The organism is Scandinavium sp. (genome assembly GCF_036271055.1).
GTDB lineage: Bacteria > Pseudomonadota > Gammaproteobacteria > Enterobacterales > Enterobacteriaceae > Scandinavium.
In genome coordinates, this window is the sequence record NZ_DATBBJ010000099.1 from 55,056 (window position 1) to 81,339 (window position 26,284).

A 26,284-nucleotide genomic window follows, 5' to 3' on the forward strand; every position below is an offset into this window, starting at 1 on the left:
AGCGTAAATTGCAGACGTGGTGCAATTAGTGCTGTCATGTAGAAAAAACAATTCAAAATAAAATTATAGGGTATTGATCCCTGTGGGTAGCGGCGTGGTTGCGATCTTTCTCTTGAGATTAGCAAATCGATGCAATGGGATTGGAACTTTGGAGGTAGCTTAATGACAGCATTTTTCTGTGAATGGACGGGAAATCAGGTGCAAACCGGAACAACACTACATGATAATCACTAAATGAAGACAGAAGCGAGCAAAAAGCAGGAGCTGAGTCTGTTCTATGGTTCATCTCAAGACTGTGTTATCAACCTCTTGGAGGCGTGTGAAACTATATCCCACTCTGGCCCGCTGAATTCGAATCACCCTCAAGCTATTGCGAGGCACTCTCATTATCTAATTGAATTAATTGAAAAGATATCACCTCATTTGCATTGTCATACCTATCCAATAGGGCAGCGCTTTACTCTGAGTTCGAGCCGTGACTCAAAATGCTACTACATTCGCACGGGTGCAATCTCGCTTTATCGCCAGCCGAATGATGTATTGCTCGAACTCCTTGATGCGCCAAGTATAAGAGGTATTATTCCGATCCCTCCAGATTCTGCTTCCATCTACACGCTGAAAGTGATAATCCCTGCTGAAATCGCGGTTCTGGATATTGGTTGCCTCTATGAGTTGTTGGGCGAGTTAAATTTATGGGAAACCTTCTCTCGCTATTTACAAGTGATGTCAAGTATTTTAGGGGAGGTGATTTTCAAACTGGTAGTGCCATCTGCCTATGATAGTGTGCGAATTCAACTTTATGAGTTAATGGCTAAGCACAGAAAATGTGCGCGAGCGTATCCTGGTTGAGAACTATATTCGAGATAAAACCAATATTTCACGAAGCCGAATTATGCGAATTCACTCTAATCTGAAAGCAGGTGGATATATTCTGATGGATAGAGGCATTCTAAAGGATATAAGTAATATTCCTTTGAAATATTAAAGGATCGAACCAGTCATGATGTCCCTTTCATATTGGTGTCTTAAGTGTTTGTCGTTAGCTCTTGTTTGTATATTAGTTTTATTTCTTTTATGATGGCAATTCAGGTTAAGCAAACATTATCTCACCTGCGTAGAGCATTGATCCAGCAGCTTTTATATTGTCATCTTTCGTCTTCCAGACATAATCGCTGGTTTAAGAAGTGGTTGTCTCGCTGTGGAAATATTCAGTATGCCGGGAAGTCTTTAAAAGTGAATTTAAAAGTGAATAGTGCTGATAAGCGAGGTGCTTGTAAAAGGGCCAGAGTAAATTCTGGCCCTTTTATTTTTTTACCGTAGAAGTTTGTACCCGATGCTTATTTCTTAACGCATGGTAACAAATTCTTCTGCAGCCGTCGGGTGAATAGCCACTGTGTTATCGAAATCTTTCTTGGTTGCGCCCATTTTCAGGGCTACCGCGAAGCCTTGCAGGATTTCGTCCATCCCGAAGCCGATACCGTGAATCCCGACGATTTTCTCTTCCGGGCCCACACACACCAACTTCATACGGCACGGCTGACGGTGAGAGGTCACGGCGGTGTACATCGCGGTAAAGGAGGATTTATATACCTTCACTGCGTCGTCGCCATACTGCTCACGCGCCTGCGGTTCGCTCAGGCCAATGGTGCCAATTGGCGGATGGCTGAACACCACGGTTGGAATGTTGCTGTAATCCAGATGCTCGTCCGGCTTGTTGTTGAACAGGCGCTCGGACAGACGGCGACCTGCCGCCACGGCAACAGGCGTTAACTCTACCGCACCCGTGTTATCACCGACGGCATAAATGCCCGGCACGCTGGTGTTCTGGAACTTATCGACAACGATATAACCTTTGTCGTTGGTTTTCACACCCGTCGCCACCAGGTTGAAATTGTCGTTTGCAGGCTCGCGGCCAATCGCCCAAATCAGGCTATCGACGGTCTGACTACGGCCATCTTCCAGTTCCAGTGTCAGGCTGCCATCGGCATTTTTAATGACGGCTTTTGGCACTGCATGGGTATGCAGCGTTGGGCCTTCGGCGTTCATCACTTCAACCAGCGTTTCAACGATCATCGGGTCAAAGCTGCGCAGCGGCGCATGCTTACGCACAAACAGATGCGTTTGGGCACCGAGGCCATTGATCACGCCCGCCAGTTCAACCGCGATGTAACCCGCGCCGACAACGGCCACGCGTTTTGGCAGCGCTGGCAACTCGAAGAAACCGTCAGAGTCGATACCGTATTCCACGCCAGGAATATCTGGGTGGCTCGGACGACCGCCGGTAGCAATCAAAATATGATCGGCAGTCAGCGTTTCACCGTTCACTTCAATGGTTCTTTCATCGACGAAACGGGCAAAGCCTTTGATCACATCGACGTTATTTTTGCCCAGCACGGTGTCGTACGAGGTGTGAATGCGATCGATATAAGCTGTACGGCTGGAGACCAGCTTGTTCCAGTCGAAGTGGTTGATAGTGGTGTCGAAGCCGTAGTCCGGGCCGTACATATGAATGGCCTCGCGGATCTGCGCGGCATGCCACATCACTTTCTTCGGTACGCAGCCGACGTTCACACAGGTGCCGCCGAGCTCTTTGGCTTCAATCAGCGCACATTTCTGGCCGTACATCGCCGCGCGGTTAATGGAGGCGATGCCGCCGCTGCCGCCGCCGATGGCGATATAGTCATAATGCTTAGTCATAGCTTCTTCCTTAATCGTTGATTGCCGCGATTGTATACCTGGAATCCATAGGTTCCACCGATGATTGTGATTACTCCGGCACAATCCAGCTAACGGTGGCGTGGCCCGTGCCCGTTGGCACCAGCTTTTTGTGCAGCCATGGCAGCACGTTATTCATCTGTTGTTCGAGTTTCCACGGCGGATTGATAACGATCATGCCGGATGCCGTCATGCCGCGCTGATCGCTATCCGGACGCACCGCCAGCTCGATTTGCAGAATGCGGCGAATACCGGTGGCTTCGAGCTCTTTGATCATGCGTTTAATTTGCGCGCGCAATACGACTGGATACCACAATGCATAAGTGCCGGTAGCAAAACGCTTGTAGCCTTCGCTGATGCCAGAAACGACAGCCTGATAGTCGGTTTTAATCTCATACGGCGGGTCAATCAGTACCAGACCACGGCGTGATGCTGGCGGCAGCTTGGATTTAAGCTGCTGATAGCCGTCGGATTTCTCCACTCGCGCACGGTCATCTTTCTGAAATTCGGAACGCAGCAGCGGGAAATCGCTCGGGTGCAGTTCGGTCAGGTTCAGGCTGTCCTGCTCACGCAGCAACTGGCGTGCAATCAGCGGAGAACCCGGGTAATAGCGCAACTGACCGCTGCGGTTGAAATGATTCACCACGTTGATGTAAGGCTCTAATTCCGCAGGCAAATCATCCTGCTGCCAGATGCGGGCGATGCCTTCCATGTACTCACCTGTGCGCTCTGCATGCTCGCTGCTCAGCTGATAACGCCCTGCGCCCGCGTGAGTGTCGAGATAGAGAAACGGTTTTTCTTTCTCTTTCAGCGATTCAATGATCAGGCTCTGAACGGTGTGTTTGAGGACGTCGGCGTGGTTGCCGGCGTGAAAGCTGTGGCGATAACTGAGCATGAATAAAGGTGTTCCACTGAGTAATTACAGGCCCGGTGAACGCAGTGCCACCGGGTCACAAAAAAAAGCGATGGGGACAGTATACAGAAAAGTCTCTGTCGCCGCGAAAGCGCATCGTCTGGCATTGAAATCCTCTACACTTAACCCCATTCTACAAAGATATGTGCCGCGCCGGATGTGCGCCTCATTCACTCTTTTTAAACAGGACAGCGCTTATGACTAATCCATTACTGACGCCCTTCGATTTGCCACCGTTTTCAAAAATCCAGCCAGAGCACGTCGTCCCAGCAGTGACTAAAGCGCTGGACGATTGCCGCACGGCGGTTGAAAGCGTTGTGGCGCAGGGCGCGCCGTACAGCTGGGAAAGTCTGTGTCAGCCACTGGCCGAAGTGGACGATGTGCTGGGCCGTCTGTTCTCGCCGGTCAGCCATCTGAATTCCGTGAAAAACAGCCCGGAACTGCGCGAAGCCTATGAGCAGACGCTGCCGCTGCTGTCCGAGTACAGCACCTGGGTGGGTCAGCATGAAGGTTTGTATCAGGCGTATCGTGACCTGCGCGACGGTGACCATTACGCAAGCCTGAATACCGCACAGAAAAAAGCAGTCGATAACGCGCTGCGTGATTTTGAGCTGTCCGGGATTGGCCTGTCGAAAGAGAAACAGAAACGCTACGGCGAAATCGCGGCGCGTCTGTCTGAATTAGGTAACCAGTACAGCAACAACGTGCTCGACGCCACCATGGGCTGGAACAAGCTTGTCACAGATGAAACTGAGCTTGCCGGGATGCCGGAAAGTGCACTGGCAGCAGCGAAAGCACAGGCCGAAGCCAAAGAACAAGAAGGCTATCTGCTGACGCTCGACATCCCGAGTTATCTGCCGGTGATGACCTATTGCGACAACCAGGCGCTGCGTGAAGAGATGTATCGCGCTTACACCACTCGTGCGTCTGACCAGGGCCCGAATGCCGGGAAATGGGACAACAGCCCGGTAATGGAAGAGATCCTCGCGCTGCGTCACGAATTGGCACAGCTGCTGGGCTTTGAAAGCTATGCGTTGAAATCGCTGGCGACCAAAATGGCAGAAAACCCGCAGCAGGTGCTCGAATTCCTGACCGATCTGGCAAAACGCGCCCGTCCGCAGGGCGAAAAAGAACTGGCTCAGCTGCGTGCGTATGCGAAAGCGGAATTTGGTATCGATGAGTTACAGCCGTGGGATATTGCTTACTACAGCGAAAAACAGAAACAACATCTCTACAGCATCAGCGACGAACAACTGCGTCCTTACTTCCCGGAAAACAAAGCCGTCAACGGTCTGTTCGAAGTGGTTCAGCGCATTTACGGTATCACCGCCAAAGAGCGCAAAGACATTGACGTGTGGAGCCCGGAAGTGCGCTTCTTCGAGCTGTACGATGACAAAAACGAACTGCGCGGCAGTTTCTATCTCGATCTCTACGCCCGCGAGCACAAACGCGGCGGCGCGTGGATGGATGACTGTGTGGGCCAGATGCGTAAAGCGGACGGTTCGCTGCAAAAACCGGTGGCCTATCTCACCTGTAACTTCAACCGTCCGGTTAACGGCAAGCCTGCGCTCTTTACCCACGACGAAGTGATCACCCTGTTCCATGAATTTGGTCATGGGCTGCATCACATGCTGACCCGCATCGAAACCGCAGGCGTTTCGGGCATCAGCGGTGTGCCGTGGGATGCCGTCGAGTTGCCGAGCCAGTTTATGGAAAACTGGTGTTGGGAGCCGGAAGCGCTGGCGTTTATCTCTGGTCACTTTGAAACGGGCGAACCACTGCCAAAAGAACTGCTGGATAAAATGCTGGCAGCGAAAAACTACCAGGCGGCAATGTTCGTGCTGCGTCAGCTGGAATTCGGCCTGTTCGATTTCCGTCTGCATGCCGAATTTAATCCAGAGCAGGGCGCGAAAATCCTCGAGACGCTGGCAGAAATCAAGAAACAAGTTTCTGTGGTCCCGGGCCCATCATGGGGCCGATTCCCGCACGCTTTCAGCCACATTTTTGCTGGCGGCTATGCGGCAGGTTACTACAGCTATTTGTGGGCCGATGTGCTGGCGGCAGACGCGTTCTCTCGTTTCGAAAAAGAAGGGATTTTCAACCGTGAAACTGGGCAGTCGTTCCTCGACAATATCCTGAGCCGTGGCGGTTCCGAAGAGCCAATGACGCTGTTCAAACGCTTCCGTGGCCGTGAACCGCAACTGGACGCGATGCTTGAGCATTACGGCATCAAAGGCTAACCCGTTCGTGAAAATATGTTTAGTTGATGAATCAGGCGCCAGTGATGGCGCCTTATCTGTTCTTGCGACTCGTTGGGGCCTGGAACAGGATGCGGATAACCTGATGGCGCTGGTGCTCACAACAGAGCATCTCGAACTGCGTAAGCGTGATGAACCCAAACTCGGCGGCATCTTCGTGGATTTTGTGGGTGGCCCGATGGCGCATCGACGAAAATTCGGCGGCGGTCGTGGGGAAGCGGTGGCGAAAGCGGTGGGCATCAAAGGCAGTTATTTGCCCGATGTCGTGGATGCTACGGCAGGATTAGGCCGTGACGCGTTTGTGCTGGCTTCGGTAGGGTGTCGAGTGCGGATGCTGGAACGTAATCCGGTAGTGGCCGCGTTGCTCGATGACGGTTTGGCTCGCGGCTACGCTGACCCGGAAATCGGCGGCTGGTTGCAAGATCGCTTGCAGTTGATTCATGCCTCGAGTCTAACGGCATTGACCGATATCGCGCCGCGCCCGCAGGTGGTCTATCTCGACCCGATGTTCCCCCATAAGCAGAAAAGCGCGCTGGTGAAAAAAGAGATGCGAGTGTTTCAGTCGTTGGTGGGGCCGGATTTAGATGCCGACGGGCTGCTGATCCCTGCACAACAATTGGCGACAAAGCGGGTCGTGGTAAAGCGCCCGGACTACGCACCGCCGCTGGCAGACGTTGCCACTTCAAACGCAGTGGTGACGAAAGGGCATCGCTTTGATATTTACGCCGGGACGCCGGAATAAGAAAGCCGGGTGGCGATTGCGCCTGACCCGGCTTACGTTTTTCCGTGATCGTGTAGTGCCCGGTAAGGCTTAGCCGCTACCGGGCAACAAGCTATTACTCGTCTTCTTCGTCACGCAGTGGAACAATCAGCATATCCACATGTACGGTGTTAATCAGCTGGCGAGCCGAAGACATCAGCTTGCTCCAGAAATCCTGATGATGACCGCAAACCACCAAATCCATATCGTATTTCTTGATGGCATCAACCAGCACCTGGCCCAAATCACCGCTGCCACTCAGGGTTTCGGTGATCGGATACCCGGCGTTAGTGGAAAGCTCACTCAACGCGTGATGAGTTTCTTCCGAGATGCGTTTCTGCATATCACCCAGATTGACATCAATCAGGCCGGTATAGAGATCGGAGTAGTTCACATCGACATGAATCAGGGAAACTTTCGCGTTATACGGGCGCGCCATCGAGACTGCTTTATCTACCAGCATTTTGCTTTCCGGCGACAGATCGACCGCGATAAGAATGTGTTTGTAAGCCATAGTGTTACTCCTTCCTTAAGTCTGTGGTTACTCGTTAAGTATAGTCAACTCAACCTTAAAACGACCCTTAAGTTACGTCAATGACCCTTTATCACCAATTAGTTAAACAAATCTTTGCGCTTTTGCTATTGATTACGATTAAGGATGTGGCAAAAAAATCAGCGGATCTCCTACACTATTAAAAGAGTCGGTCGGCGAAGTTAATGTGATCGGTCTCTCACTCTTTCACTGACTGTCTGATGAGTTTCGGGGTGCGGTAGTCCTGGAGGGAGTCTCCGTGGGCGGGTCGCCGGGGAGGAGGTATGGTAAGCACTGTCGCGCTGTTTTGGGCTTTGTGCATCGTGTGTGTGGTGAATATGGCGCGCTACTTCTCATCATTGCGCGCCCTGCTGGTGGTGCTGCGTGGTTGCGATCCCTTACTCTATCAGTATGTGGATGGCGGAGGTTTTTTCACCTCCCACGGTCAGCCTGGCAAACAGGTGCGTCTGGTGTGGTATATCTACGCGCAGCGTTATCGCGATCATCATGATGATGAGTTTATTCGCCGCTGTGAGCGTGTTCGCCGTCAGTTTGTGTTAACCAGTGCGCTGTGTGGCCTGGTGATTATCAGCATGATTGCGTTGATGATTTGGCACTGAGTTTCGACATAAAAAAACGGGTCAGTTTCCTGACCCGTTTTTGTCGTTTTCAGACGCTGACAGAGACTCAGATAAGCTTCAGGCTCAGCCAATAGAGGCCGCCAGAAAGGAGAATCGCTGCAGGCAGGGTCAGAACCCATGCCATCAGAATGTTCGTCACGGTCTTGCGTTGCAGACCGCCACCGTCAACGATCATCGTACCCGCAACGGAGGACGACAGAACGTGGGTGGTTGAGACTGGCATCCCGGTATAACTCGCGAGTCCAATCGATACCGCAGCGGTCATCTGCGCGGACATGCCCTGTGCATAGGTCATGCCTTTCTTACCGATTTTCTCACCGATGGTGGTCGCCACACGACGCCAGCCAATCATCGTACCAATGCCCAGCGCCAGCGCGACAGCCATGATAATCCAGACCGGTGCGTACTCGATGGTGCTCAACATATCGGTTTTGAGTTTTTTCAGCAGACGCTTGTCGTCATTGCTGACGTCAGGCAGCTTCGCCACTTTATCGGTGGTATCGGAAATGCACAGCATGACGCGACGCATCTGGCTGCGCTGATCGACGCTCAGCTTGTCGTAACTCTCAATGTTATCCAGCATGCCTTTCACGCGGTTCAGTGCGTTGATGGTATTTGCCGGATGACAATGGAATTCAGCAGGCTGGGTCGCACCCGGCTCTGGCGATGGAATCAACGGTTCAGCGCTGGTTACTTTTTGCAGCAGGTCAGGATGCTGCTGGAAATAGAGCTCAACGTTGTTAACCGCATCACGAGTACGGGTGATTTCGTAGCCAGAAGCGTTCATGTTGACCACAAAGCCCGCTGGTGCCACGCCAATCAGGACCAGCATCACCAGACCAATGCCTTTCTGACCGTCATTCGCGCCGTGAGAAAACGCAACGCCAATAGCCGAAATGATCAGTGCGATACGTGTCCAGAAAGGCGGCTTTTTCTTACCGTCCATCTTTTCACGTTCCGCAGGCGTCATGTGGATACGAGCCCGTTTTTTGGTGTTGCTCCAGTAGCGACGCAGCAGGAAAATCAGGCCACCGGCAACAACCAGACCGACAATAGGCGAGACAATCAGTGAAGCGAAAATCCCAATCACTTTCGGGATATTCAGCGCGTCAACAACAGAGGTGCCGGTCATCAGTGCATTGGTTAACCCAATCCCGATAATGGCCCCGATCAGGGTGTGAGAGCTTGATGCTGGCAGGCCGAAATACCAGGTTCCGAGGTTCCAGATAATCGCCGCTAACAGCATAGAAAAGACCATGGCGAGACCATGAGCAGAGCCCATGTTCAGCAGCAAATCCGTTGGCAGCATATGCACAATCGCATAGGCTACGCTCAGACCGCCAAGCAGCACGCCAAAGAAGTTGAAAATTGCCGCCATCGCCACCGCGAGTTGCGAACGCATCGCGCGGGTGTAGATAACGGTCGCTACTGCGTTTGCGGTGTCGTGGAAGCCATTAATCGCTTCGTAAAACAATACAAATCCCAGAGCAAGCAGTAATAAAAGCCCAGTATGTAAATCCAGGCCAGCAAACAAATGTAGCATAGGACGTTACGCCATTTTGAGGACATGAACGCGGCGCATTATCCAGGACAAACGCGGCGTGGGCAAAGAGAAATATAGACTTTTATTGATATTTCTTCACCAACGTAAAAATAGTCTTTGGATTATTCCTATATGTTTCAAACGTATGACCCGTCATGAAAAAATTCTTACTGGTCGTACCGCAAGGGAAAATTTACAATTCCCGACATTCAAAATGAGAGGACAGGCGTGTGGAAAGGTTTGATGCCATTGTTGTCGGCGCGGGCGCGGCGGGAATGTTTTGTGCAGCGCAGGCGGGACAGGCCGGGGCGCGAGTGTTGCTTCTGGATAACGGCAAAAAGCCGGGCCGCAAGATTTTAATGTCCGGCGGTGGGCGATGTAACTTCACCAATATGTACGTAGAACCCGCGGCGTACCTCAGTCAGAACCCGCATTTTTGCAAATCGGCGCTGGCGCGTTACACCCAGTGGGACTTTATCGATCTGGTCGGAAAATATGGCATTGCGTGGCATGAGAAGACCCTTGGCCAGTTGTTCTGCGATGATTCCGCCGAGCAAATCGTCGACATGCTGGTGTCGGAATGCGAGAAGGGCGGGGTCATCACGCGTCTGCGTACCGAGATTATCAGCGTTGAGCGCGACGAAGAGGGCTACACGCTGCAACTCAACGGCGATACGGTGGCGGCGAAAAAACTGGTGATTGCCAGCGGCGGGTTATCGATGCCGGGCCTCGGCGCATCGCCATTCGGCTATAAGATTGCCGAGCAGTTTGGCCTGAACGTTTTGCCGACCCGCGCAGGATTGGTGCCCTTTACACTGCACAAACCGCTGCTGGAACAATTGCAGGTGCTTTCCGGCGTTTCCGTGCCATCGGTGATCACCGCCAATGATGGCACCGTATTCCGCGAAAACCTGTTGTTCACCCACCGTGGGCTTTCAGGCCCTGCCGTGCTGCAAATTTCCAGCTTCTGGCAATCTGGTGAATTCGTCAGCATCAATCTACTGCCAGAGTGTGATCTTGAAACGTTCCTCGATGAGCAGCGTAACGCGCACCCCAACCAGAGCCTGAAAAACACGCTGGCGATGCAGTTGCCAAAACGTCTGGTGGAATGCCTGCAACTGCTGGGGCAAATCCCGGATGTACAACTCAAACAACTTAACAGCAAAGATCAGCAGCAGCTGGTCGACACGCTGACCAACTGGCGCATACAGCCAAATGGCACCGAGGGATACCGCACTGCCGAAGTAACGCTGGGTGGTGTCAATACCGATGAGCTTTCCTCACGCACTATGGAAGCGCGCAAAGTACCGGGGCTTTATTTCATCGGAGAAGTGATGGACGTTACCGGCTGGCTCGGCGGCTACAACTTCCAGTGGGCATGGGCATCGGCCTGGGCGTGCGCGCAGGCGTTGGTAGAGGCGTAGATCGATAATAATGTTTGTAGCTTAAGCAAAAGGTTTGTAGTTGAAAGGCTGCTGTAGAAATAAAGATTGTTGTTAATGTGCGCTCGATTCACTTCTCGGGGTTGGCTTCAGCGAGGTGTGGTTGGCTGTATAAAAAACAAACGGCACTCTATTTCAGGTGCCGTAATATGGGGAATGTCATTGCGATTATGGCGGTGTTAGTATGAAGGCGCCGAGCCAGTCAGCCTACTTAACTCCGCAATGCGGAGTTGACGATATGCCAGCACTGTTGAATACAGCGCGAGAAGACAGCAAAGGAAGGCGAAAATAAAAATTGCGGGGTAACCGAAGATGGAGACGATAACTCCGCCAACCAGACCTGAAATGAGGATCCCTATATCAAAGCAGGATTCATAGGTGCTCAGTGCAAGCCCAATGTTTTCATCAGGCATGCTCTTGATTGCCGGCAATGCCAGTAGCGGATAGACCATAGACAGACCGAATCCTGTCATAAACGAGCCCAGCATTGCCATCCATGGGCTTGATGCTAGCCCAATCATCAGGAGCCCTACCGCCTCGATGCAGAGTGAAAACAAGGTCAGTTTTAGCCCGGAACTGTCGGCTTTCCATCCGAGTGTAAGCCTAGAAAGAACGTATCCTACTCCAAAAAGCGAAATGGCAATAGCGGCCTGCTTATCCCAGTCATTTTGCATAAAAAACAGTACCAGAAAACCAGTGATAGAGGCATATCCAATATTCGCCAGTGAAAAACCAGAACCAGCTTTCCAGACGCGTGTAATAGCGTAAGCAAGGGTGACATGGCTTCTGGAGGGAGAGACAGATACGGGTTTAACTAGCATGACAACGATAAAGCCCAGCAGGGGCAATATTGTCATGATTAATGCGGAGATATTCAGACCTGAATGGGCATAGAACCATGTCCCCCCGAAATTCCCGATTGCAAGTCCCAGGAACATGGCAATCCCCACCCAGGACATGATTTTCCCTGCATGAGCCTTTCCAACCAGTCCGATTGGCCAAGTTCCACTGCAGGTGAATATCAGACTTTCCCCGATCCCCATCAGTACCCGTGAAAACAGGATCACGCCGTAAGCTGTGTGAGACGGAGCAATAAACGTAAATGTCAACCAGCACAATAAACCGGCAGAGACCGTAAGAGATAGCCCCAGCGTCATCCCTTTTCTTGGGCCTTGGTTGTCAGAATAGCGGCCAGCGAAGGCTCTGGAGACGAGTGTAGCCACGGACTCTGTCGCGATCACAAGCCCGACAAAAAACGCCGAATATCCGGCGATTTTATTGATATACAAAGGAAGGATGGCAAGAGATAGCCCAAGGCTGATAATGGCCAGAAAAAGTATTCCAGCCACGAGGGTAGCAGCGATTAAATTATTCTGGATTTTGTACATGCATATAATCCTTATATACGACACGGGATTCGGACAATGTTATCTTTCCGTTCAAGAAGGCAAGTGCCGCACGATAAATCATCTTCTGTTCCACTTCAATAATTGCCTGCCGAAGATCACTTTCCGTCATTCCATTGGTAATCCTGACTGGCTCCTGATCAATAATGGGCCCCGCATCCACTTCCTCATTAATGAAATGCAGTGTGGCTCCGGTGACACGCAACCCCATATTCAAGGCTTTTTGCTGAGCTTTGTCTCCGGGCAAAGCAGGCAGTAAGGAAGGATGCGTGTTCATGGTTTTATGGCCAAACTCCATGGAGAATTCTTTAGTGAAAATACGTCTGAATCCACCCAGAATCACCAGATCTATCTGGTTTTTTCGTAAGATATCGGCGATATGCTCATCAAACGCATGACGTGAATCGAAATTTTTATGATCGATGACCTTAACTTTTCTTCCTGAAAAATTGGGGTTAGAGACCGAAGTAAACTCGCGGTTGTTAGTGATAATCACGCTCAGTTCGGCAGCGGTCTGACTGTGTTGCACTGCACGGATAGCGGATTGAATAAGGGTTCCTCGCCCTGAAAACAGAAAGGCTATTTTTTTCATAGTCTGACCTGTGCTCTTAACATTTCATATTCAGTATCATTCAATTCAATATCGACATTCACAAACCGACCGTCGATAATAATATTTTCTCCGTTGATCATTACACGCGAAGGACTTTCGCTGTTTAACAATTTGAGAAGCGATACAGGGGTATTAATGTAGTCAGTATCAATTTTCGATTTCTCAAAAAGGATCAGATCAGCTTTGTAACCACTTTCTAGTTTGCCAACATTATTCAGGCCCAGTGTTTTGGCTCCGCCTTCGGTCAGAAAATATAGCAATTTGGCCGCAGACACTTTTTTGCTAAAATCCGTATCTCCATGGTGATATAACGCAAAAAGTGCATCAGATGTCAGGTTATTGCCCGGATTGACCATTGCCGCATCAGTACCCAGACCGATATTGACATCACTCATCAGGGCTGAGACAGGAAAGGTGCCTGCCCCGACAAAGCTGTTACTGACGGGGCAATGAATTATCTGAGCACCACTATTCTTAAGTACAGAAATGTCGTCTTCGGAAAGATGGCTACAGTGAACAAGTGCAGTATGCCGATCAAGGATCTTTAATTCCGCTAAGCGCTGGATACCACTTTTTCCATACTTAGCACTGTGCAGATCAACCTGTATTTTCCCTTCATGCGCATGCAGGAACAGTCTGGTTCGGGTGTGACGTGCTGCTTTATGCAGAGCCAAAAGTAGTGCATCGTCGGCCGATAGTTCGGAGGCCGTAGCCGGGCTCACTGATACAAGAGAGTCTTGGTAAGAAGAAAGCGCTGCATAAAAATTATCACAGGCCACATCCACGGTACTGCGCTGTGGGCTCTGACCTTTCCCTGCCCACATGTTGCTCTGGCAAAAATTGACCACACAGCGACACCCTGTGAGTCTGGCGGCCAGGACGTCATTCTCAGCACGACTGGTAAACAGTCCAAATGTCGTCACGCCCTTTTTTATTCCAGAGGACAGCGCCTTTAGGGCCGCGATATACTGTCCCTGAGGTGACTCCAGCTCATTATTTTTATGTACAGAATCCAGCACCATATCAATCGGTGAGGCATCAAGAATGCTGCAATGAATTTCTTTACTGGGATGAAGGTGGGCATTGACTAGCCCCGGGAAAGCAATAAGCTGGCTGGCTTCGACGATTGCTGTTTCACTGCAGACGACCAAATCTCTCCCAATCTCAACGATGGTGTCGTCTTCGATATAGATGTCACCGCTAATGAGCAACATAGGGACCACATCAAGATATTTTATCCCTTTAAACAGGATCTTCGTTTTCATAATGGCTCTCTGTTTGCTGGTACAGGACAGTGGCACCTGGAGTCTGTTCATACAGACCTGTATGCCAGCCTCCTTCCTGTTAAATAAAAGTGCTGATACTTATAATTTCAGGGCTTTTTGTTCGGCAATCATAGATCCAAATGCGCAACGCAGCGCTGTGCTGAATTCATCTGACCGGGTATACATCCCTCCCGTCAGGACGCCGTTCGTTCCCAACCGTTCCAGTTCCTGCCGAGAGATGGATGCAAATTTTTCCAGTACCAGATCGGAAAGCTTCAGGTTGCGTGAAAGGCCAACGGCGACGTCGGCTGGGAGCATGATCTTACCGCTGCAGCCGTAATACATTCTGCCGTCAGCGATATTTTTCAGGACTGCCCATCCATAAAGAAAGGTCCCGTAGGATGTTTTTTCAGTAAGCCCCTCCAGAGCAATGACTACGTCAACTTCTCCTCCCAGCTTGGCTTCGAGGTTTTCAATCCGGCGGTGGCAGCCTGCCAAGGCTTCTTCATCGGTGTCAGGTGTTTCACTGACCCCGGAAGAGATGGCATAACATCTCAGTGAGAAATTATGGAACGCCTGGCTGCATATTTCTTTTGTCGCTTTTATTTTTGCACTATTTTCAGAACATAAAGCGATAAGGGGGTGATTATTCGGCATGCGCATGTACCCACTTAATAACTGGAGTCTGTTGTTGGCCGTTAATGATATCGGACAACGTATCCTGTGCTGATTCAATTAGCGGCATGCGCTTATCACTATCACTGAGCAGGTGACTTTCTATCACCTCATGGGCCTTTTGCAGAGTTTTATTGTAGATTTGTGTGAAGGTAGTTTTCATGACTGTGGTACCGAGTCCCAGACCGTTCATGCCACTCTGACATAAATCCTTCCACAATAATTCATGAATGAACGAAAAGAAGCCCATGTCATACGGTAAGCCTGTAATAACATCAGTACTTCGGGATGTTGTTTCGCAGTACAGGGCATTATTCTTTATGTAAAATTGAATGCCGACGGTGCAGGGAAAATCTTTGGTGTCTGACTTGTGGTAATTCTGATTAATGTTAATAATAGCTCTGCGAGAATCCCGGTTAGCCATCAGAACATGCTTTGCCCAGTTATACTGGTTGCCGTATCCTTCTACAGGTTCATAAAAGACATAATACCCATAGTTTGAATTAACGTTACCGTCATCATCGGTCAGGCTCATCCAGAATTTTGAGGCTTTCGCCAGCCCGTCTTCAGCCTTCAGGCTTCCCTTAAAGTAGGCAACAAACTCTCTGGCAAGATACCGAATAGCTCCTTGTCTGGTGGTATGCAATCTGTTCAGAGGGTGCCTTAATAAATAGTTTACACCATAGGCCTGCTGCGCATCACCTGCGCGAGATGAGATGGATTCCCCTTCTGCAAGAATATGGTAAACCCCATTTCTGACGAGTTCATCGACTGAATCCGCTGCAATCGTTTTGTAGTTATTACATGAAGTGATAATGCCGTTATCCATGACGCATCCTTTGCTGAGTAATAAACATATATCACAATCCATATTAAGAATATCGACGAGGAATTTATTGTCTATGTTTTTTTGGCTTTTATAAGCTAGGTGCATTCCAGTTATGCAATTATAAAGAGAAGGGGGTTTAGCACCGCTAAAGGATGTGTCAGTGAATTGAATGGTCTGATATTTCATCATGATACTATTGAGGCCTTGCCAGGCCGGTGTTTCTTTTGTTATTTTCTGAGTGAATATATTAAGTGTCTGTGAATTTTCGCGGTTTAATCTATGTCTTTTAATTAATTAGACCTGTGTCACGTTTTTGATATTATTACAGACGACGGCGTTTTAAAATTAAACGAGGGGGCTTCATGACCGGATTCGTCATCCAATACGACGCTATCTCCTTACAATAAAAAGCCCATACAGAGGTAGGAAGCGACCTGCGCCAGTCACTGTCCTGATGCTTAGCCTAGCCCACAAACTCCAGCATGTCCCCTGCCAGCAGCCTGAATGTATGCATACTGTCCGTGGTAGCGGTGATCGCAGTCTCTCCTGCATCGGTGGCCAGAGAGTTGCCCTTTAGTTCCCCTAGCACAACAGCCAGTGACCCTCTATCGGTTTGCATGGACCTAATGCTGTCGAGTATGCACTCAGCGGTGCAGATATGTAACATTCGGTAGGCTAGCAATCAGGTGCACACGATTGCATCTTCCTGTCTTAGCATCAGAATTGCGACTCAGGGTGGAAGATAGGTCTGACAATCCCTTGTTTGTCTTACTGGTAAGCACTGAATGCAACTACAAACTTTTTTACTGAAAAAATCCCTCAAAGCTACAAACTTTATTGTCGATCCATAAGAGGTGTAAGAGCAGAACAACAGGGAAGGCATCAATAGCACAAAATAATTCCCTGTTTTTATCGTGGGAATGTATGATGCTTCACCCTTTTGCCCGAGCCAGGATTAAGACAAAGAACGCATGAACATTTACGTGATTATGTCCGTGACCCTATCATTAAAGCTGCTGTTTACGTTTTTCGTCTATAAGAAAAACAAACAGAGCTTCAAAAGATTGAGCCTGCCCGCAAAAGGGGCCGTGATTGGCGGAGGCTGGCTTGCCAGCTATGGCCTTCTACAGATTGTCGAAGGTTTCATCTAACGACGGTCTCTGGCAACACTCTACGCACTGCCAGCAGGCGACGGTTCCAGTAAGGGTCATTCAGCTGTGAAATGGTGACCCCTTTCCGGCGGGATGCGTGAATAAACCGATTTTCCCCGATATAAATCCCCACATGTTTTTGCGCTCGCCCGGTTTTAAAGAACACCAGATCGCCAATCCGCCTCGTACCCTGCTTCGCTCTTTTACCTCTTGTTAATTGCCCGGTCGTTGTTCGCGGCAAGTTCACGTCAAACGCATCCTGATACAAGCGGCGGGTCAGTGCAGAGCAATCAATCGCTTTGTGCGAGTTTGCTCCCAGTCGATAGCGGGTGCCTTTCCATTGTTTGTACTGGTTCATCAGGCGGGTACGGCGTTTGAGATTTGCCGCAGTTTTAATGGGCTTTGAGGCTGTCTGAATTTTAATCGGTTTTGCGGTTGTTTTTTTATGCTTGTGTTTATGCTTCGTGCTTGTTTTGGTGTGTGTTTTTTTGTGATGAGGGGCGGCGTGATGATCACGAGCAGCCTGCGCGCTACAGTGGAAGGAAAACAATAAACAGAACAATAAGACAAGGCGCAGAGACATAATCACTATCGAGTTATTAATCGTAAATGAACAAAAATTTCTATGGCTGAATGCTACGTTTTTTAGGTGTGATGAGCAACGCTGAAAAAGTAAATTGCAAATTTAAATGAAGAATTGATCACCATCACTTTTGATAGTGCGACACGTTTTGATAGAAACTTAAACAGAATAGAGAAAGAAAATAGCCAGGGAGAGTGGCTCTCCCTGCTGGCCTGAGCAAATGAAATTTTTAGGCTTGTTGCGAAAGCAGTCCGTGCAATTTTGACCCATTACTGCGTGAAATTGCCGTTTTGATACGCAGCATCGCCAGCGTATTTTTTGATTTCATGCGCAGTTTATGTTGAATATTCACGCGATGACCGCTGGCCGTTTTCTGCGAGATATCCAGTTCACGGGCAATTTTTACATTTTGCAGGTGGAATACTTCAAGGATATCCAGTTCACGTTGAGTGAGGACATTCTGACGCGGCTTTGGAAAATAACGAACAATTTTCTGGATATAATGCGGAGTGCATTCCATGGAAGAGAACACCACGTCACCAATCTTAAAGCAATGATCTTTAATGATATCCTGCATCAGAATCATGTACTTGAGATGCAACTGATTCACTTTCTTAATGAAGTAATCGCGCAGGAAAAGATTTTCAATACCAACAACTAAATAGTTGTCCTGATTATAGGATTCAAGGTACGCGTCAATATCACGCTTGTCTGAAATCTGATGAGAGTCGAAAACTTGCGATTCGATACCTGTGCACAGATAGAAATTATCGCTAACAAAGCTAATGTTCATAATAGAGGGATATCCCTGTTCGGTATTTAAAAGGAAAACAAGGCCGTTTATATTTAATTTTAAATTATCGGCCACCTACTTATCGGCCCAAACAGTACGGTTATTACCCAGGTGATGTAAACCGCAAAAATGTTAAATGTCTTTTTTTGAATATTTAAAACAATATATAACCATTTGTTTTGTAATGTTTTATTGAGGTGGGGTTTGCGGTGAAAATAATATGAAGTTACATATCGTATGATTTTACTGCTGTAAACAACGCTGAAATGGATTATCAGGGAGAGAATTTTCTCATTCGCCACTTCGGTAAAGCATGTTCTGACATTTTGCTGTTTCGTTTCAGACTTGCCCTGCTGACGGGAAGCATTCTTTCCTTCTTCGCGTTTTATACTCTGCTCCTTTTCCGTTCCTCGTAACAGTGCTAACACTCCTAAAATGAATAATAAAATGTGGCCGCGATCATTAAATCAAAGTCATACCCTCCGCTTTGTTGAGCTTAGGTTGAAGTTATGTGCGTACGGCTTGATATCAGCGTTATTACAATGAGATGAAAATTTAATGTTGGCGAAAGTGGGTTTCATTAAAACCCTTTTACAACAATGAGTTGGCCTGTATTTTTAAATGCTTTGAATTCTTAATATTATCCTAATGTATATCCGCTAATTTAAATCATGTTGAGCTGGTGTTTATCAACTCGCAGTTTTCGACCCTATTTATTATTACTTCGTTTAACTCTGCGAGCGCAGGATGGTTTCGGTCTAACCTCAACGTTCAGGGTAAGGATAATCAATGAGTGAATTTTTACCTTTCTCACGCCCGTCTATGGGAGATGAGGAGTTTGCCGCGCTGAAAGGCGTGTTGCAGTCGGGCTGGATCACAACAGGCCCGAAGAATGCTCAGCTCGAAGAGGCGTTTTGCGCCTTAACTGGCAACCGCAACGCGATTGCCGTGAGCTCTGCGACCGGCGGGATGCACGTGACTCTGATGGCGCTCGACATCGGGCCGGGCGACGAAGTGATTACTCCCTCGCAGACCTGGGTTTCCACGCTCAATATGATTGAACTGCTGGGTGCGACCCCAGTAATGATTGACGTTAACCACGACACGTTGATGGTCACCCCGGAGGCCGTCGCGGCGGCTATCACGGCACGTACTAAAGCCATTATTCCCGTTCACTATGCCGGTGCGCCGTGCGATATCGACGCCATCCGCGCCATTGCCGCACAGCACGGTATTCCGGTCATTGAAGATGCCGCCCACGCTGCGGGCACTTATTACAAAGGCCGCCACGTTGGTGACAAAGGCACAGCGATTTTCTCCTTCCACGCGATCAAAAACATGACCTGCGCCGAAGGTGGCCTGATTGTCACTGATGATGACCAGCTTGCGTTACGCATTCGCAGCCTGAAATTTCACGGTCTGGGCGTGGATGCTTATGACCGCCAGACTCACGGTCGTGCACCGCAGGCTGAAGTGATTTCTCCAGGCTTTAAATACAACCTCGCGGACATCAACGCCGCACTGGCGCTGGTTCAGCTCGGTAAACTGCGTCAGGCGAATATTCGCCGAAGCGAGATTGCGCAGCGCTATCTCACTGAACTGGCTGATACGCCTTTCCAGCCGCTGGCAATACCGGCTTGGTCGCACCAGCACGCCTGGCACCTGTTTATCATTCGCGTAGATGAAACCCGCTGCGGCATCAGCCGTGACTGTCTGATGGAACAACTGAAAGCGCAGGGTATCGGCACCGGGCTGCATTTCCGCGCCGCGCACACGCAAAAATACTACCGCGAACGCTATCCACACCTCTCCTTGCCGAACACGGAGTGGAACAGCGCCCGCATCTGTTCTCTGCCTCTTTTCCCGGATATGACTCATGACGACACAACCCGCGTCATTTCTGCGCTCCGTCAGCTCGCAGGACATTGATATGTTTGAAGCGCCGAAAGTTAAAAAAGTCTCGGTGGTGATCCCTGTTTATAACGAACAGGAAAGCCTGCCAGAGCTGATTCGCCGTACCGACGCCGCGTGCGCCACGTTGAACCGCGATTACGAAATTCTGCTCGTCGATGACGGCAGCAGTGACGACTCGGCTCGCATGCTGTGTCTGGCTGCTGAAGCGCCGGGCAGCCACATTGTGGCCGTGCTATTGAACCGTAATTACGGTCAGCATTCGGCGATCATGGCTGGTTTCAGCCACGTGACGGGCGATTTGATTATTACCCTCGATGCTGACCTGCAAAACCCGCCGGAAGAGATCCCGCGTCTGGTTGAGAAAGCCGATGAAGGCTACGACGTAGTCGGCACGGTTCGCCAGAACCGTCAGGACAGTATCTTCCGCAAATCCGCGTCGAAGATGATTAACCGCCTGATCCAGCGCACCACCGGTAAAGCGATGGGCGACTACGGCTGCATGCTGCGCGCGTACCGCCGCCACATCATTGACGCGATGCTGAACTGCCACGAGCGCAGCACCTTTATCCCGATCCTCGCTAACACCTTTGCGCGTCGCGCGGTGGAGATCCCGGTGCTGCACGCCGAGCGTGAATTCGGCGATTCCAAATACAGCTTCATGCGCCTGATTAACCTGATGTACGACCTGGTGACCTGTCTCACCACCACGCCACTGCGCCTGTTGAGCGTGGTCGGCAGCGTGATTGCGGTGGCCGGTTTTGCCTTCGCCATTCTGCTGGTGGTGTTACGTCTGGCCTTCGGTCCGGCATGGGCGGGCGATGGCCTGTTCCTGCTGTTTGCGGTGCTGTTTATGTTTATCGGCGCACAGTTCGTCGGTATGGGACTTCTTGGGGAGTATATCGGGCGCATCTATAACGATGTTCGCGCGCGTCCCCGCTACTTTATTCAACGTGTTGTCCGTCAGGAAAACCTGACGACTGAAGAGGAAAATCGTTCATGAAAGCTGTCGTATTCGCCTATCACGACATGGGTTGCACGGGCATTCAAGCCCTGCTTGACGCCGGATATGACATCGCGGCGATCTTCACGCATCCGGATAACGCCAGTGAAAACCATTTCTTTGGTTCCGTGGCGCGTCTCGCTGCCGAGCAAGGGATTGCCGTTTATGCGCCGGAAGATGTGAATCACCCGCTGTGGGTCGAACGCATTCAGGCCATGGCTCCTGACATGATTTTCTCCTTCTATTATCGCAACCTGTTGAGCGATGCGATCCTCAGCACCGCGCGTCATGGCGCGTTCAATCTTCACGGTTCACTGCTGCCGAAATACCGTGGCCGCGCGCCGCTGAACTGGGCACTGGCAAATGGTGAGAAAGAAACCGGCGTTACATTACACCGCATGGTGAAGCGTGCCGATGCGGGCAACATTGTGGCTCAGCAGGCTGTGGCAATTGATGAAGCCGATGTGGCATTGACGTTGCACCGTAAACTTTGCGCGACTGCACAAACGCTGTTGCGTGACACGCTGCCGCTGATCGCGTCAGGCAACATCACTGAAACCGTACAGGACGAAAGTCAGGCGAGCACTGTACGTGGTCGCACGCCGGAGGATGGGCGTCTGAACTGGGAACAATCCGCCGAATCGCTGCATAACCTGGTGCGTGCGGTTTCTGATCCATGGCCGGGCGCATTTGGTTTTGTCGGCACTAACAAATTTATCGTCTGGAAATCTCGCGTGCGCCATGACGTTGCCACCGCGAAACCGGGCACTGTGATGTCGGTGAATCCGCTGGTGGTTGCCTGTGGTAACGGCGCGCTGGAAATTATCACCGGTCAGACTGAGAAAGGCGTCTACATGCAGGGCGCACAACTGGCACAGGCTTTGGGTCTGGTGACGAGCGCACTGTTATCGAGTAAACCTTTTGTCGCCGTAAAACGCCGCACCCGCGTGCTGATCCTTGGTGTGAACGGATTTATCGGTAACCATCTGACCGAGCGCCTGCTGGCAGACGATAACTATGAAATCTATGGTCTGGATATCGGGTCTGACGCGATCAGCCGTTTCCTCGACTGCCCACGTTTCCACTTCGTTGAAGGCGACATCAGCATTCACTCCGAGTGGATCGAATATCACATTAAGAAATGTGATGTGGTACTGCCGCTGGTAGCGATTGCGACGCCGATTGAGTACACCCGTAACCCGCTGCGTGTGTTCGAACTCGATTTCGAAGAAAACCTGAAAATCATCCGTGACTGCGTGAAGTACAACAAGCGCATCATCTTCCCGTCGACGTCCGAAGTGTACGGCATGTGCACCGACAACAACTTCGACGAAGACGCTTCGAATCTGGTGGTTGGGCCAATCAACAAACAGCGCTGGATTTACTCCGTGTCTAAGCAACTATTGGACCGTGTGATTTGGGCGTATGGCGACAAAGAAGGGCTGAAATTCACGCTGTTCCGTCCGTTTAACTGGATGGGGCCGCGTCTGGATAACCTGAATGCGGCGCGTATCGGTAGCTCCCGCGCGATTACTCAGTTGATCCTGAATCTGGTGGAAGGCTCGCCAATCAAGCTGATCGAAGGCGGCAAACAGAAACGCTGCTTTACTGATATCAGCGACGGTATCGAAGCGCTGTTCCGTATTATCGAGAACAAAGAAGGCCGCTGCGACGGGCAAATCATCAACATCGGTAACCCGGATAACGAAGCGAGCATCAAAGAGTTGGCAGAAATGCTGCGCGATTGCTTCGAACGTCACCCGCTGCGTAATCAGTTCCCTCCGTTTGCGGGCTTCCGCGAAGTGGAGAGCAGCGATTACTATGGCAAAGGTTATCAGGACGTTGAGCACCGCAAGCCGAGTATCCGCAATGCGAAACGTTGCCTCGACTGGCAGCCAACGGTGGAAATGCAGCAAACGGTTGAGCAGACCCTGGACTTCTTCCTGCGCACTGTAGAGTTAACGGAAACCCCGAAATGATGCGAAAAGTTGGCTTACGCGTTGATGTGGACACCTTTCGCGGCACTCGCGATGGTGTGCCACGGCTGCTGGACATTTTTCAGAAGCACGACATTCAGGCCAGCTTTTTCTTTAGTGTCGGGCCGGACAACATGGGGCGCCACTTGTGGCGCCTGTTAAAGCCTAAGTTTCTGTGGAAGATGCTGCGCTCACGCGCGGCATCGCTGTATGGCTGGGATATCCTGCTGGCGGGCACTGCCTGGCCGGGGAAAATCATCGGTCAGGCGAACGCCGACGTCATTCGCGCCACGGCCAAAGTGCATGAAGTCGGGCTTCACGCCTGGGATCATCATCGTTGGCAACTCTGGAGCGGCGTCTGGAACGAGACACAGCTGGAAGATGAAATTGGTCGCGGCTTGCAAGCGCTGGAAGCGATTGTCGGTTCAACCGTCACCTGTTCAGCCGTTGCGGGCTGGCGGGCGGATGAACGCGTCGTCAAAGTCAAAGAGGGCTTTGAATTTCTCTACAACAGCGACTGTCGCGGTACGCGTCCTTTCCTGCCGGTTCTCGACAATGGCACGACAGGCACGGTGCAAATCCCGGTGACGTTACCGACGTGGGATGAGGCCGTGGGCAGCAGCGTCAGTGCAGAAGACTTTAACGACTGGCTGATTGAGCGCATCCACAAAGACAGAGGCGTTCCGGTTTACACCATTCATGCAGAAGTGGAAGGGATTATCGGCGCTGAACAATTTGAGAACCTGATACGGCAAGCGGCGGAAGAGGGCATCACGTTTTGCCCGCTGAGCCAGCTGTTACCGGATGATTTTAGTACGTTGCCCAAAGGGAATGTGGTGCGCGGAGAACTGGCGGGCCGGGAAGGCTGGTTAGGGCAAGAACAATTATTGGGTTAAGGCTGATGAAATCCTTACGTTTAAGCGTGTCACTGCTGTTTTTATTCGCGCTCTATTATGTGGTTCCCCTGAATTTTCGCCTGCTTTGGCAGCCGGATGAAACCCGCTATGCGGAGATCAGCCGCGAAATGCTGGCCTCCGGCAACTGGATCGTGCCGCATTTCCTCGGCCTGCGTTATTTTGAAAAACCGATTGCCGGATACTGGATTAACAGTATCGGGCAGTGGCTCTTTGGTCATGGCAATTTTGCCGTGCGTTTTGGCGTGGTGTTCTCCACGGCCTGTACCGCGCTGTTGGTCGGCTGGCTGGCGTGGAAACTCTGGCAGGATAAACGCACCGCCATCCTCTCTGCCGTCATTTTTCTGACTGCTTTCCTTGTGTACGGCATCGGCACTTATGCGGTGCTCGACCCGATGATCACTCTGTGGTTAGTGCTGTCGATGTGCAGTTTTTGGGGCGCATCGCAGTCAGCTACCCGCAGCGGGAAACTTGGCGGCTACGTACTGCTGGGCATTGCCTGCGGCATGGGTGTCATGACCAAAGGTTTTCTGGCGCTGGCGGTGCCGGTTCTCGGCGTGCTGCCGTGGGTTATCACGCAGAAACGCTGGAAAGAGGTGTTGCTTTGGGGATGGGTTGCGGTGCTGGTGTGTATTCTCACCGTGCTGCCGTGGGGCCTGGCGATCGCCCATCGTGAACCGGATTTCTGGCGCTACTTCTTCTGGGTAGAACACGTCCAGCGTTTCGCGCAAAGCGACGCGCAGCATAAAGCGCCGTTCTGGTACTACATTCCGTTCCTGATTGCCGGGAGTTTGCCGTGGCTGGCGTTGTTGCCCGGCGCGTTGAAAACGGGCTGGAAAGCCAGCGACACACAGCGCAGCACCTTTTATCTGTTGGGCTGGATTGTGATGCCGTTCCTGTTCTTCAGCATCGCCAAAGGCAAGCTGCCGACTTACATTCTGCCGTGCTTTGCACCGTTGGCGATGTTGATGGCGCGTTATGCCATTGACGCTGCCGACAGAGGCGCGAAAGCGCTGCGCTATAACGGCTTTATCAACATCGCTTTCGGTCTGACGGGACTGGTCGCGGTGCTGGTGGTGTCACCGTGGGGACCCATGGCGAAACCGGTATGGAACAGCATTGAGCTGTATAAATGCCTGCTGGCGGCGGTAGGGTTTGCCGTCTGGGCGCTAATGGGCTGGCTGTCGATTCGCGACGGCGTGAAAGGCTGGGTGCTGGCGGCGTGTTGCCCACTGGGTATCGCGTTGCTGGTCGGCTTCGCGATTCCGGACAGAGTCATCGACAGCAAGCAGCCGCAGTTCATCACCGATATCGTCAGTGAACAGCTTACGCCAAGTCGGTATGTGCTCACCAACAGCGTAGGTGTGGCCGCCGGGCTGGCGTGGCAGTTACAACGTAGCGACATCATCATGTTCGGCCAGCAGGGCGAACTGAAGTACGGTTTGGCGTACCCGGATGCGCAGGGGCGATTCTTTGAAAAATCAGATTTCGAAAGCTGGTTAGCAAAGCATCGCAGTGAAGGTCCGGTGTCGCTGGTGCTACAGTTGGACAAAGGACAAAAGCTGGAGGAGCTTGGCTTGCCGAAACCCGATAACGTCTACGTGATGAGCCGGATGGTCTTTGTGCAGTATCTGCCGAAATGATCACCGCGCTTTCCCTGCTGCTGGCAAGTCTTCTGAGCTGTGCCGGACAGTTGTGCCAGAAACAAGCCACTCGCCCGGCGAAATCCGGGCGGCGTGGGCAGCATATCGTTTTGTGGCTGGGGTTGGCGCTGCTGGCGCTGGGCGGCGGAATGGCGCTGTGGCTGGTGGTATTACAGCGTTTACCCGTGGGTATTGCTTACCCGATGCTAAGCCTGAATTTTGTTTGGGTCACACTGGCTGCGCGCTTCATCTGGCATGAACCGGTATCGCGCCGCCACTGGCTCGGCGTCGGGCTGATTATTCTGGGGATTCTGGTACTGGGAGGCAGTCGCTAATGGGGATTCTCTGGGCGCTACTCAGTGTTGTTCTGGTCAGCGTGGCACAACTGTTGCTGCGAAGTGCGATGGTCACATTGCCTGCGGTAAGCGACATTGGCACGCTGCTGTGGCATTTACTGCAATTCAAGCCCGGCACAGCATCACTATTCCTTGGGCTGTGCGGCTATCTGTCATCAATGGTGTGCTGGTTCTTCGCGCTGCGCCAATTGCCGCTGGCAAAAGCTTATGCGCTGCTGAGTCTGAGCTATATCTCCGTTTGGGTTGCCGCATTATTACTGCAAAACGAAGCGTTTTCCTGGCAAGGGCTGGCAGGTGTTCTGCTGGTCATGGTGGGAGTGATGACGATTTTTGCGCCTCAGCGGCGGTGATTTTTGCCCGGC

24 protein-coding genes are annotated in these 26,284 nt (G+C 51.1%); 13 read left to right on the forward strand and 11 right to left on the reverse strand.

Going from position 1 to position 26,284, the window contains the following annotated elements:
* Positions 1-234: 234 nt before the first annotated feature.
* Both VH187_RS20270 and VH187_RS23510 read left to right on the forward strand, forming a co-directional pair.
* Positions 235-849 carry a cyclic nucleotide-binding domain-containing protein gene (locus VH187_RS20270; RefSeq protein ID WP_329703241.1) on the forward strand — a complete coding sequence of 205 codons (615 nt, stop codon included), beginning with the start codon at positions 235-237 and terminating at the stop codon, positions 847-849.
* Positions 827-985: a helix-turn-helix domain-containing protein gene (locus tag VH187_RS23510; RefSeq protein ID WP_414714013.1), complete on the forward strand. Its 159-nt coding sequence runs from the start codon at positions 827-829 to the stop codon at positions 983-985. Before VH187_RS20270 ends, VH187_RS23510 begins: the two co-directional genes overlap by 23 nt.
* A 359-nt stretch (positions 986-1,344) precedes the next feature.
* Here the strand turns inward: VH187_RS23510 and gorA are convergent, their stop codons facing one another.
* Positions 1,345-2,697 carry a glutathione-disulfide reductase gene (gorA, locus tag VH187_RS20275; RefSeq protein ID WP_329703242.1) on the reverse strand — a complete coding sequence of 451 codons (1,353 nt, stop codon included), beginning with the start codon at positions 2,695-2,697 and terminating at the stop codon, positions 1,345-1,347.
* 70 nt (positions 2,698-2,767) lie between these two features.
* Positions 2,768-3,610, reverse strand: a complete 843-nt coding sequence (locus VH187_RS20280) for a 23S rRNA (adenine(2030)-N(6))-methyltransferase RlmJ (RefSeq protein WP_329703243.1) — start codon at positions 3,608-3,610, stop codon at positions 2,768-2,770.
* A 215-nt stretch (positions 3,611-3,825) separates the two neighbouring features.
* Here VH187_RS20280 and prlC point away from each other — a divergent pair, with 215 nt between their 5' ends.
* The gene (gene prlC, locus VH187_RS20285; RefSeq protein WP_329703244.1) at positions 3,826-5,868 is read left to right on the forward strand and encodes an oligopeptidase A; all 2,043 of its coding nucleotides are present in this window, start codon (positions 3,826-3,828) and stop codon (positions 5,866-5,868) included.
* Positions 5,869-5,875: 7 nt separating this feature from the next.
* A complete protein-coding gene (rsmJ, locus tag VH187_RS20290) occupies positions 5,876-6,628 on the forward strand; it encodes a 16S rRNA (guanine(1516)-N(2))-methyltransferase RsmJ (protein WP_329703245.1) in 753 nt (250 codons plus the stop codon).
* Positions 6,629-6,722: 94 nt separating this feature from the next.
* Here the strand turns inward: rsmJ and uspA are convergent, their stop codons facing one another.
* Positions 6,723-7,160 carry a universal stress protein UspA gene (gene uspA, locus VH187_RS20295; protein WP_329703246.1) on the reverse strand — a complete coding sequence of 146 codons (438 nt, stop codon included), beginning with the start codon at positions 7,158-7,160 and terminating at the stop codon, positions 6,723-6,725.
* A 302-nt stretch (positions 7,161-7,462) separates the two neighbouring features.
* Here uspA and uspB point away from each other — a divergent pair, with 302 nt between their 5' ends.
* The gene (gene uspB / locus VH187_RS20300; protein ID WP_319627112.1) at positions 7,463-7,798 is read left to right on the forward strand and encodes a universal stress protein UspB; all 336 of its coding nucleotides are present in this window, start codon (positions 7,463-7,465) and stop codon (positions 7,796-7,798) included.
* Positions 7,799-7,865: 67 nt separating this feature from the next.
* Here the strand turns inward: uspB and pitA are convergent, their stop codons facing one another.
* Complete coding sequence (gene pitA / locus VH187_RS20305) at positions 7,866-9,362, reverse strand: inorganic phosphate transporter PitA (RefSeq protein WP_329703247.1); 1,497 nt, start codon at positions 9,360-9,362, stop codon at positions 7,866-7,868.
* A gap of 230 nt (positions 9,363-9,592) precedes the next feature.
* Here pitA and VH187_RS20310 point away from each other — a divergent pair, with 230 nt between their 5' ends.
* Positions 9,593-10,786 carry a BaiN/RdsA family NAD(P)/FAD-dependent oxidoreductase gene (locus VH187_RS20310; protein ID WP_329703248.1) on the forward strand — a complete coding sequence of 398 codons (1,194 nt, stop codon included), beginning with the start codon at positions 9,593-9,595 and terminating at the stop codon, positions 10,784-10,786.
* 197 nt (positions 10,787-10,983) lie between these two features.
* Here the strand turns inward: VH187_RS20310 and VH187_RS20315 are convergent, their stop codons facing one another.
* The 7 genes from VH187_RS20315 to VH187_RS20345 form a co-directional block, all read right to left on the reverse strand.
* Positions 10,984-12,192 (reverse strand): MFS transporter, encoded by a 1,209-nt coding sequence (locus VH187_RS20315; protein WP_329703249.1) that lies wholly within the window; start codon positions 12,190-12,192, stop codon positions 10,984-10,986.
* Positions 12,173-12,802 carry a phosphoribosylglycinamide formyltransferase gene (gene purN / locus VH187_RS20320; RefSeq protein WP_329703250.1) on the reverse strand — a complete coding sequence of 210 codons (630 nt, stop codon included), beginning with the start codon at positions 12,800-12,802 and terminating at the stop codon, positions 12,173-12,175. Before purN ends, VH187_RS20315 begins: the two co-directional genes overlap by 20 nt.
* A complete protein-coding gene (locus VH187_RS20325) occupies positions 12,799-14,088 on the reverse strand; it encodes an amidohydrolase family protein (RefSeq protein ID WP_329703251.1) in 1,290 nt (429 codons plus the stop codon). Before VH187_RS20325 ends, purN begins: the two co-directional genes overlap by 4 nt.
* Positions 14,089-14,187: 99 nt before the next feature.
* Positions 14,188-14,745, reverse strand: a complete 558-nt coding sequence (locus VH187_RS20330; protein WP_329703252.1) for an inosine/xanthosine triphosphatase — start codon at positions 14,743-14,745, stop codon at positions 14,188-14,190.
* Entirely contained in the window at positions 14,735-15,592 is an 858-nt protein-coding gene (locus VH187_RS20335) for a thymidylate synthase (RefSeq protein WP_329703253.1), read from the reverse strand. Before VH187_RS20335 ends, VH187_RS20330 begins: the two co-directional genes overlap by 11 nt.
* A gap of 1,143 nt (positions 15,593-16,735) precedes the next feature.
* Complete coding sequence (locus VH187_RS20340) at positions 16,736-17,101, reverse strand: NlpC/P60 family protein (protein WP_329703254.1); 366 nt, start codon at positions 17,099-17,101, stop codon at positions 16,736-16,738.
* A gap of 454 nt (positions 17,102-17,555) precedes the next feature.
* Positions 17,556-18,119 carry a LuxR C-terminal-related transcriptional regulator gene (locus tag VH187_RS20345; protein WP_329703255.1) on the reverse strand — a complete coding sequence of 188 codons (564 nt, stop codon included), beginning with the start codon at positions 18,117-18,119 and terminating at the stop codon, positions 17,556-17,558.
* A gap of 789 nt (positions 18,120-18,908) precedes the next feature.
* Here VH187_RS20345 and arnB point away from each other — a divergent pair.
* Genes arnB through arnF form a run of 7 tightly spaced genes read left to right on the forward strand, consistent with a single transcriptional unit; the run spans position 18,909 to position 26,272 of the window.
* A complete protein-coding gene (arnB, locus tag VH187_RS20350; RefSeq protein WP_329703256.1) occupies positions 18,909-20,048 on the forward strand; it encodes a UDP-4-amino-4-deoxy-L-arabinose aminotransferase in 1,140 nt (379 codons plus the stop codon).
* A gap of 1 nt (position 20,049) precedes the next feature.
* On the forward strand, positions 20,050-21,033 hold the full coding sequence (gene arnC / locus VH187_RS20355; RefSeq protein WP_329703384.1) for an undecaprenyl-phosphate 4-deoxy-4-formamido-L-arabinose transferase: 984 nt from the start codon (positions 20,050-20,052) through the stop codon (positions 21,031-21,033).
* Positions 21,030-23,012 (forward strand): bifunctional UDP-4-amino-4-deoxy-L-arabinose formyltransferase/UDP-glucuronic acid oxidase ArnA, encoded by a 1,983-nt coding sequence (arnA, locus tag VH187_RS20360; protein WP_329703257.1) that lies wholly within the window; start codon positions 21,030-21,032, stop codon positions 23,010-23,012. Before arnC ends, arnA begins: the two co-directional genes overlap by 4 nt.
* A complete protein-coding gene (arnD, locus tag VH187_RS20365; protein WP_329703385.1) occupies positions 23,012-23,905 on the forward strand; it encodes a 4-deoxy-4-formamido-L-arabinose-phosphoundecaprenol deformylase in 894 nt (297 codons plus the stop codon). Before arnA ends, arnD begins: the two co-directional genes overlap by 1 nt.
* Before the next feature lie 5 nt (positions 23,906-23,910).
* Positions 23,911-25,566 (forward strand): lipid IV(A) 4-amino-4-deoxy-L-arabinosyltransferase, encoded by a 1,656-nt coding sequence (gene arnT / locus VH187_RS20370; protein WP_329703258.1) that lies wholly within the window; start codon positions 23,911-23,913, stop codon positions 25,564-25,566.
* Positions 25,563-25,901 carry a 4-amino-4-deoxy-L-arabinose-phosphoundecaprenol flippase subunit ArnE gene (arnE, locus tag VH187_RS20375; protein WP_329703259.1) on the forward strand — a complete coding sequence of 113 codons (339 nt, stop codon included), beginning with the start codon at positions 25,563-25,565 and terminating at the stop codon, positions 25,899-25,901. Before arnT ends, arnE begins: the two co-directional genes overlap by 4 nt.
* Entirely contained in the window at positions 25,901-26,272 is a 372-nt protein-coding gene (arnF, locus tag VH187_RS20380) for a 4-amino-4-deoxy-L-arabinose-phosphoundecaprenol flippase subunit ArnF (RefSeq protein ID WP_329703260.1), read from the forward strand. Before arnE ends, arnF begins: the two co-directional genes overlap by 1 nt.
* Positions 26,273-26,284 lie beyond the last annotated feature (12 nt).